Source organism: Gordonia desulfuricans NBRC 100010 (assembly GCF_001485495.1).
Lineage (GTDB): Bacteria > Actinomycetota > Actinomycetes > Mycobacteriales > Mycobacteriaceae > Gordonia > Gordonia desulfuricans.
The window spans coordinates 1-8,468 of the sequence record NZ_BCNF01000035.1; the positions used below are offsets into that span (position 1 = coordinate 1).

Consider the following 8,468-nt stretch of genomic DNA (forward strand, 5'->3'; position numbering starts at 1 on the left):
GCCCATCATCGGTCCGCCCGATATCCAGGGCATTCAAGTTGCGGTCCTCTTTCGCCGGACGTCCACCCTCGGTGTCATCAGCATGATGGTCCCCCAGCTGATGCGCCCGGGCCATCACCTCAGCAGGTTTCGCCCCCGACAACACCTGCGCCAACAGATCACCCTCGAACTCAGCCCAGGACTCGGCAGTCGGAGCCTCCCCGGCACGCAAGCCGATCTGGTTCAACCCGCGCACGATCGCATCCACATGTTCACCCGAGATCGCCCCGTCGGCAGCATGTTTCGACGTGCGTTCCACCACCGCCGAGGTGCCGATCCGCTGCATCCGCGCAGCAACGGCGGGCGCGTACCCCATCTCGATCAGCAACGCGATCGGTTTGTGACCATGCCGCTGCGCAACCCCCAGCCGATCCAAATGCCCAGCTCCCGCCGCGGTCAACGCGTCGACAACATTCCTGATGGTGACCAGTGTCCGCATGTCCGTGAGTACAGCCGGCCCGGTCGGATCGTCGTCGAAACGACAATCGATGAGTGCGTCGAGAATGGTCTCCAGCTCCCCCTGCATGCGCACCATTGTAACGAACATACTGGCGATAGGTACTCGAATGGCCCATATTTTCAGCATCTTTGGATATCTCGATAGAGCTGTGACAGCTGTTCACCAACGGGGCTGATGTGCACCGCCAGTTCGACAGAACTTTCGTAGCCATCGTTTCACCGCTGTTACGTATCGGATCGGGGGTTGCGCACCACGCACATTCGCGGTTTAACTGTGATCCGTTGGTCGAGTGACCAAAAACGGAGGGCTGACGATGCACATCGTCCGGGGGTGGGTGTGGGGACCGATGGTCATCGCCCGTGCGTCGATGCACAGGACCGGTGACTGATGGCCCGGATCGCTTTCGAAGAGCGTCGAGATCGGTTGATACAGGCAACCATACGAGTGATCGCACGCGATGGTATCGCGGCGGCGAGTACCCGTGTGATCGCCGCCGAAGCTCAGATGCCACTCGGCGCCCTGCACTATGTCTTCGGATCGCGCGATGCATTGATGAAGGCGGTCATCGTGCACATCACCGACCAGGAACGGATCAGTGCGCTACTCGGCACCCAGATCGCGAGCAGCGTCGGAACGGTGGATCTGCACCAGTTGGTCGAGGCCGCGATGAACGGCTACCTGGACAACCTCACGACCCTCCCCGAGCGTGAGCTCGTGCTGCTCGAGGTCGCGATCCATGCGATGCGCCACGACCCGGACGCCGTCGCCGATCAATGGGCCACCTACCGAGCCGCCGCGGCGCAGACTCTCGAGCACGTCGCCGACGAGGCAGGCATCCGATGGCTGCACTCCACCGACGACCTGGCCAGATACCTCGTCACCTGGCTCGACGGCTTCACCGTGTCATGGCTGGCCGACCGGGACACCGCCGCGGCCCGACGCAGTGCCACGATCTTCGCCGACTCGTTCGCGGCCCTCGCCGCGACCCCAACCTGAAAGAGATCTCCGATGCTGCTCGGCGTGGACGAAACAGTTCTGGCACAGGTCAATGCGTACGCGGTACTCGGTGCCCTACCGGCACTGGCCGAGATCGCGCCGGAGGCTGCCGAGATGCTCCGCCGCGTCGGCGACGAGATCACACTGACGGTGCGGGTGCGACGGGGTCCCACTGTCTCCTACCGATTCGGCCCCACCTCGGTGGTGCGGGTCGACGACCCCGGACGCGGCCCGCAACTGCTGTTCGCCTCCCCCACCCATTTCGCCGCGACCCTCGCCGGTCGGGCGATGCCGATCCCGGTGACCGGGCCGGTCGGCCTACGCTTTCTCACCTCCGTGTTCACCCCGCTGTGCGAACTCCTCGAGAAGTACCTCAAGCCGTCCGCGGAAGACCTGTCCGATCCGGAGTTCTCCGCTGCCAGCACACGTCTCACCCTCGTCGTGGCCATGCTGGCCGTGGCGGTGGTCGCCAACGAGGATCGCAGCGGCAGGTTCTCGGCGGCACACATGCCCGACGGGACCCTCGACGTGGAGGCAGGCGACGACATACGCATCCGCCTGCAGGTGGACGCACACCGTGTCCGCGTGGTCGACGACATCGACGGGCCGCCGCGCGCACGCCTTCGCTTCGCCGATCTCGCCACCGTCGGCGACGTCCTGGCCGGGCGCGACAGTGCACTGGCCTGCGTCTGTGACGGACGTATCGCGATGAGCGGCTTCATCCCACTCGTCGACAACACGAACCGAATCCTCGACCGCGTCGGGGCCTATCTGAAGGCGTGACACCGTGACGAACACCGAGCAGACGGGCACCGGACCGAAGGCCACGAGCCCCGTCTACACCTATGACAAGAGCAACGCCATGTTCGACCGTGCGGTGCAGGTGATCCCCGGGGGCATCTACGGCCACCTCGGTCCCAGCGAGGGCTGCTACATCCCACGCGATGCCTATCCGCTGTTCTCCGCGCGGGCCGAGGGCACCCGATTCTGGGACCTCGACGGCAACGAGTTCATCGACTACATGTGCGGGTACGGGCCGAATGTGTTGGGCTACAACGACCCGATCGTCGCCGAAGCCGCTCAGCGGCAGGCACGCCGAGAAGACGTCGTCTCCATTCCCGGGTCGACGATGGTCGAATTCGCCGAACTGCTCACCGACACCGTGGCCTGCGCGGACTGGGCGTTCTTCGCCAAGAACGGCGGCGACGTCACCACATTGGCCGTGATGACCGCCCGCGCCGCCACCGGCCGCCAGCGCATCGTCTTCTTCGAGGGTTACTACCACGGGGTGGACCCATGGGCCCAGAAGCTGGACTACCCAGGCGTTCTCGAGCAGGACGTCCTGGGCAACATCGAGGCGCGGTGGAATGACATCGCCGATCTCCGGCGGATCTTCGCCGCGCATCGCGGTGAGATCGCCGCACTCATCGCCCAGCCGTACAAGCACGGCAACTTCTACGACAACGAACTCCCGGTCGAGGGGTACTGGAAACAGGTCCGCCGGTTGTGTGACGAGTACGGGATCGTGCTGATCGTCGACGACGTGCGGGCCGGATGGCGATTGGATCTGGCGGGCTCCGACCACCACTACGGGTTCAAGGCCGATCTGATCACCTTCTGCAAGGCTCTGGCCAACGGCTACAACGTGTCTGCGCTGTGCGGTGTCGAAGCACTACGGGAGCCCGTCTCGTCCATCACCTACACGGGCAGCTACTGGATGAGCGCCGTCCCGTTCGCGGCCGGTATCGCGACGATCACCCGGCTGGCCGAGATCGACGCACCGGCGCTGTTCCGCCGGCTCGGCACCGAGCTGACCGACGGGCTGGTCGAGGTGGCCGCCACTCATGGACACCGGCTGGTCGTGTCGGGGGAACCGGCACTGTTCTATCTGCGTCTGGCCGACGACGATTCACTCGACCTCCATCAACGCTGGATCGCCGAACGCGTCCGGCGAGGAGTGTTCCTGACCTCCCATCACAACCACTTCATCAACGCCGCACTCACCTCCGCCGACATCGCACGGACCCTGGAGATCGCCGACGCCGCCTTCGCCGCACTGGAGCGACCATGACCGCTGCGCCGCCCGGGCCGGCGCGCCGTGTCGGCTCCGGGTCGGGACAGCTCATGCCAATCCCGACCACTGGCGCCCGGTTACCCGTACGGTCGGGAGTCGTCCTGTCCGACAACGTCACCGGAGGCCTGCTCTGATGCGTCCCATCCGGCCCGCCCTGATCGCCCTCGTCGGGGTGTGCCTGGCCGTCACCATCGGTGTCGTGCCCGCCACCGCCGACACCGCCCACTCCCCTGCGGTGCCGCCCGACGCCGGTGGACGGCCCATCGTGGGCCTCGTCGATGCGCACGCCCACCTCAACGCTTCGGCGGCGTTCGGCGGATCGCTGCACTGTGGCCGCCCCTTCGACCAGGCCGGCCCGCAGGTCGCGTTGGCCGGCTGTCCCGCACACGCGCGGCTGGGAGTCGGGGCACTGCTCGAGACCATCGTCGGCGGGTCCGATCCCACGGCGGGGACCGCCGGCTGGCCGACGATGGCCGACTGGCCCCGGCACAACACCCTCCTGCACGAGCAGGCGTACTACACCGGGATCGAACGGGCCTGGCGCGGCGGATTGCGGATGATCAACACGCTGTTGGTGGCCAATCGCGTGATCTGCGAGCTGTATCCGCAGCGAACCGGGCCGTGTGACGAGACATCGCAGATCCGGGCGCAGGCCACGCAACTGCACCAGATGCAGTCCTACATCGACTCTCGCAGCGGGGGCCCAGGCAAGGGGTGGTTCCGCATCGTGACCTCACCGGCCCAGGCCCGGGCGGTCGCGGCGGCGGGCAAACTCGCGGTGTCGGTCGGCGTGGAGTCCTCGGAGATCCTCGGCTGTTCGGAATGGCAGGGACGCCCCGGATGCACTGCGGCCCAGATCGACTCGGGCCTCGACGAACTGCGTCGGCTCGGCGTCAGCAATGTCTTTCTGGTCCACAAGTTCGACAATGCCCTCGGTGGAACGCGTTTCGATCCCGGGACCACCGGCGCCGCACTCAATGTGGGCAATCTGATCGCCACCGGACACTGGTGGCAGGCACGTTCCTGTACCGGCGGGGAGGCCGACCACCCGCAGCCGATCGCCGACGACGGTCTCGAACGCCTCCTGCGCGAGGCCCGCGTCGACCTGCCCGCCGGGACCACCCTGCCGGTGTATCCGGCCGGGCCGATCTGCAACATCCGCGGCCTGACCGATCTGGGCCGGCACGCGGTGGAATCGGCGATGGACCGGGGCATGCTCCTCAACATCGACCACATGAGCGTACGCACGGCACGCGATGTCCTCGACATCGCCAAACGCCGCCACTATGCGGGCATCCTCACCGCACACACCTGGTCGGATCGGCAGATCGCGCGGGATGTCCTCGCGCTGTCGGGGTTCGCCGCCACCTATGCCTATGCGGCCGGCGACACGGGTACCGGCGAGCCCGACTTCCTCTCCGAATGGCGTGCGGACTCGGCCGGGCTGACCGTCCGCGGCTACGGATACGGGTCCGACGTCAACGGGCTGGCACCCCAGGCGCCGGCCCGCCTCGACGCGAGCTCCGACCCGCTGCGGTATCCGTTCACCGCGATCAACGGGGTCACCATGGACAAGGCCGTGCTCGGAACCCGGACGTACGACCTGAATCGTGACGGCGTCGCGCAGTACGGCCTCTACGCGGACTGGTATGCAGATCTGTTGCAGGCGGCGGGTTCCGATGCTCCCCGACTACGGGCCCAGTTGATGTCGGGGGCGGAAGGCTATGTCCGCATGTGGGAGTCGGTCCGGCGTGACTGACCCCCGCGATCCCTCGCCGGCGGGAACCACACCCACCGACCCCGGCAATCCTCCGGCCGCATCGACTCCCGGTGCCACCCCGAAACCCGGCGGGTCGTCGAATCCCGCGGTGTCGTCCAATCCTGCGGTGTCGCCCAATCCTGCTGGGGTGAGCCGGATGTGGATCGTCGCCCTCATGTTGGGGATCATCGGCATCTTCGCAGCGTGGTTCGGGCCGCTGCAGATCCTGCTGCCCGAGCAGTCCCGCGTCATCGCCGACGACGCCGGCATCGGCAAGGAGTCCCTGCTCGCCACCGTGACCGGCGTGGGTGCCCTGGTGTCGATGATCGCCAATCCGTTGTGCGGTCTGTTCTCCGACCGCACCCGATCGCGGTGGGGACGCCGCATCCCGGTGGCCGTCGCCGGCACCGTGGTGGGCGTCGCGGGTCTGCTCGTCCTGTCCTCGGCGCACGGTCTGGCGGCGATGGTGGCCGGATGGGCGTTGGTGCAAGCCGGTTTCAACGGCCCGTTCGCCGCCTTCACCGCATTGATCGCCGACCAGGTCCCCGAAGACAAACGCGGTCTGGTGGGTTCGATGTTCGGGGTCGGCCAGATCGTGGGCGTGGTCCTCGGCACGGTCGCCGCGACGGTCGTGGGACCGGGTCCGCTGGGCTATGTGGCGCTCGCGGTGGCCGCCCCGACGCTGATCTCGGCGGTGATCGTCGTGCAGCTCGGCAATCCTCGTACCGAATCGGCGCGCGGACCGTCGTCTACCGGCGGCTGGACGTTCCGCCTGACCCGGGACTTCGCGTGGGCGTGGGCGATGCGCTGTGCCATGAACACGGTCAACGCCATCGTCATGCTCTATCTCTTCTACTACCTCTCCGACGAGGTGGGGATCGCCGACCCCGCGGGCCAGGTGCTGCTCGTCACCGTGGTCAATGTCCTGCTCAGCGCGGCTGCGGCGGCCGTCGGCGGTATCTGGTCGGATCGCATCGCACGTCGTCGGTCCTTTGTGATCGCCGGTGCGGTCGGGGTCGGTCTCGGCACGGCCGTGCTGGGCGGATTCGCCACGTGGTCCACGACCGTCGTCGCCGCCGTCCTGGTGGGTGTCGGGTGGGGCCTGTATCTGGCAGTCGACATCGCCATAGTCACCGCCACCCTCCCCGACGACGAGTCGGCCGCCACGATGCTCGGTGTCGCCAACATCGCCAGTTCGTTGCCGCAGGTTCTCGCCCCGCTGATCGCTGCGCCGGTGGTGACCAGCGCGTTGGGCTATCCGGGCTTCTACGGCCTGGGGGTCGTGGCGGCCTTGATCGCTGTTGTGTGTGTCCGACGGATCACCGTGATCCGGTGAGCCAACGATTTCGAGGAGTGAGAACTGCCATGACCGACCCCGTTCAGCGTGCACTGCCGGCCGGATTCCGGTTCGGTGCGTCGACCGCTGCCATCCAGATCGAGGGCGCGGCAACCGAAGACGGACGTGGCGTGAGTATCTGGGATGTCTTCGCCGCCGAACCCGGACGGATTCGCCACGGCGACACCCCTGCGGTGGCCGCCGACCACTATCACCGCTACCGCGAAGACGTCGCCTTGCTCGGTGAGCTCGGCATCGACGACTACAGGTTCTCGATCTCCTGGCCGCGGATCATCCCGCAGGGCACCGGCGAGATCAACGTCGCAGGTCTGGACTTCTACGACCGACTCGTCGACGAGACCCTTTCTGCCGGAATCCGTCCCGTTCCCACGCTGTATCACTGGGATCTGCCGGTCGCACTGCAGGACCGTGGTGGATGGATGAATCAGGACACCGCGCACGCGCTCGCCGACTATGTGGACGTGGTGGTGGCGCGCCTCGGCGACCGGGTCAAGGACTGGCTGACCCTCAACGAGATGAATGTCCATGCCCTGTATGGGTATGCATTGACCGACCATGCGCCCGCGGCCGGCCTCGGACTCGGTGCGCTCCCCGCGGCCCACCATCAGCTCCTGGCGCACGGGCTGGCCGTGCAGTGTCTTCGTGCGGCAGGTGATTTCCGGGTGGGTGTGGTCAGCCAGCACTTCCCGGTCGAGGCCGCGAGCACCACCACCGACGACATCGAGGCCGCCGAGGCATTCGAGATCCTCACCAACTGGACCTTCTCCGATCCCATCCTTCTCGGCCGCTACCCGGTGCCCGAGATCACCGCACTGGTCACGGCCACGACAGGTCTCGACGAGGACGCACTCGCCGCAGACCTTGCGGTCATCTCGGCGCCGCTCGACTTCTACGGCGTGAACTACTACGAGCCGACGAAGATCGAGGCGCCACGCCCGGACAAGGACTACAGCGGCGTTCTCGAGGTCGACATCCCAGCCGGGATGCCGTTCTCGCCGGTGCCGTTCGAGGGTGTCGAGAAGACCGACTTCGGCTGGTCGGTGATCCCGTCGGGTCTCACCGACATCCTGGTCACCCTTGATCGGCGATACCCGAACCTCCCGCCGGTGGTGGTGACCGAGAACGGCGCTTCCTACCACGACCCCGATCCCGTCGACGGCCGCGTCGCCGACCCCGCCCGGGTGGACTACCTGCGGCGACACCTCGACGCTGTCGGCGACGCCATCGAGGCAGGAGTCGATGTACGTGGCTACTACGTGTGGTCTGCGCTCGACAACTTCGAGTGGGCTGCCGGATACCAGGAGCGCTTCGGCCTGATCCACGTCGACTTCGCCACCGGACACCGGACCCGTAAGGATTCCTGGTTCTGGTATCGCGACGTCATCGCCACACATCATCGCGCGAGCGAAACCGTCCACGGCGCCCATCGATAGGCGGAGGTCCCGCGACCCGCTCGACAACGGATGCGCTGCTCGATCATCCACCGGCAGATGATGGTTGAGCCGACATCGCCTGCGCAACCACGTCCGACGTGGTCACCACCCAACCCAAGCTGCGGAGATTTCGACACGGGTCCTCGCGATGCTCGGTCCCGGCTCAATCAGCAAAGAAGACGCGACTCAATCAGCAACGCCCAGTTCGTGGTTGAGCCGACGAGGAGCGCAGCGACGAGACGAGTCGAAACCTCAGACAGCCGACGTCGCCAACGCAACCACCCCCGACATGCTCACCACCCAACCCAAGCTGCGGAGATTTCGACACGGGTCCTCGCGATGCTCGGTCC

Annotated in this window: 6 protein-coding genes and 1 pseudogene; 6 read left to right on the forward strand and 1 reads right to left on the reverse strand. The window is 66.7% G+C overall.

Features of this window, described 5'->3' with window-relative positions; genetic code table 11:
* Nucleotides 1-625: pseudogene (locus tag GD1_RS05355) on the reverse strand (hypothetical protein); the annotation flags it as partial.
* A gap of 261 nt (nucleotides 626-886) precedes the next feature.
* On the opposite strand from GD1_RS05355, the gene GD1_RS05360 reads away from it, so the two are divergent.
* From GD1_RS05360 to GD1_RS05385, 6 genes are all read left to right on the forward strand, one after another.
* Entirely contained in the window at nucleotides 887-1,495 is a 609-nt protein-coding gene (locus GD1_RS05360; protein WP_059036156.1) for a TetR/AcrR family transcriptional regulator, read from the forward strand.
* A 24-nt stretch (nucleotides 1,496-1,519) separates the two neighbouring features.
* Entirely contained in the window at nucleotides 1,520-2,278 is a 759-nt protein-coding gene (locus GD1_RS05365; RefSeq protein ID WP_244882531.1) for a hypothetical protein, read from the forward strand.
* A 4-nt stretch (nucleotides 2,279-2,282) separates the two neighbouring features.
* Nucleotides 2,283-3,566, forward strand: coding sequence for an aminotransferase class III-fold pyridoxal phosphate-dependent enzyme (locus tag GD1_RS05370; protein ID WP_244882533.1), 1,284 nt, complete (start codon nucleotides 2,283-2,285; stop codon nucleotides 3,564-3,566).
* Between the two features lie 136 nt (nucleotides 3,567-3,702).
* Nucleotides 3,703-5,328 carry a hypothetical protein gene (locus tag GD1_RS05375; RefSeq protein WP_083533877.1) on the forward strand — a complete coding sequence of 542 codons (1,626 nt, stop codon included), beginning with the start codon at nucleotides 3,703-3,705 and terminating at the stop codon, nucleotides 5,326-5,328.
* Nucleotides 5,321-6,664: an MFS transporter gene (locus GD1_RS05380; RefSeq protein ID WP_244882535.1), complete on the forward strand. Its 1,344-nt coding sequence runs from the start codon at nucleotides 5,321-5,323 to the stop codon at nucleotides 6,662-6,664. The genes GD1_RS05375 and GD1_RS05380 overlap by 8 nt, the downstream gene beginning before the upstream one ends.
* A 29-nt stretch (nucleotides 6,665-6,693) precedes the next feature.
* On the forward strand, nucleotides 6,694-8,118 hold the full coding sequence (locus GD1_RS05385; RefSeq protein ID WP_059036163.1) for a GH1 family beta-glucosidase: 1,425 nt from the start codon (nucleotides 6,694-6,696) through the stop codon (nucleotides 8,116-8,118).
* Nucleotides 8,119-8,468 lie beyond the last annotated feature (350 nt).

Excerpts from the sequence above, each read along its gene's own strand:
- GD1_RS05360 (WP_059036156.1), top strand. The coding sequence starts at position 887 with ATGGCCCGGATCGCTTTCGAAGAGCGTCGAGATCGGTTGATACAGGCA.
- GD1_RS05375 (WP_083533877.1), top strand. The coding sequence starts at position 3,703 with ATGCGTCCCATCCGGCCCGCCCTGATCGCCCTCGTCGGGGTGTGCCTG.
- GD1_RS05385 (WP_059036163.1), top strand. The coding sequence starts at position 6,694 with ATGACCGACCCCGTTCAGCGTGCACTGCCGGCCGGATTCCGGTTCGGT.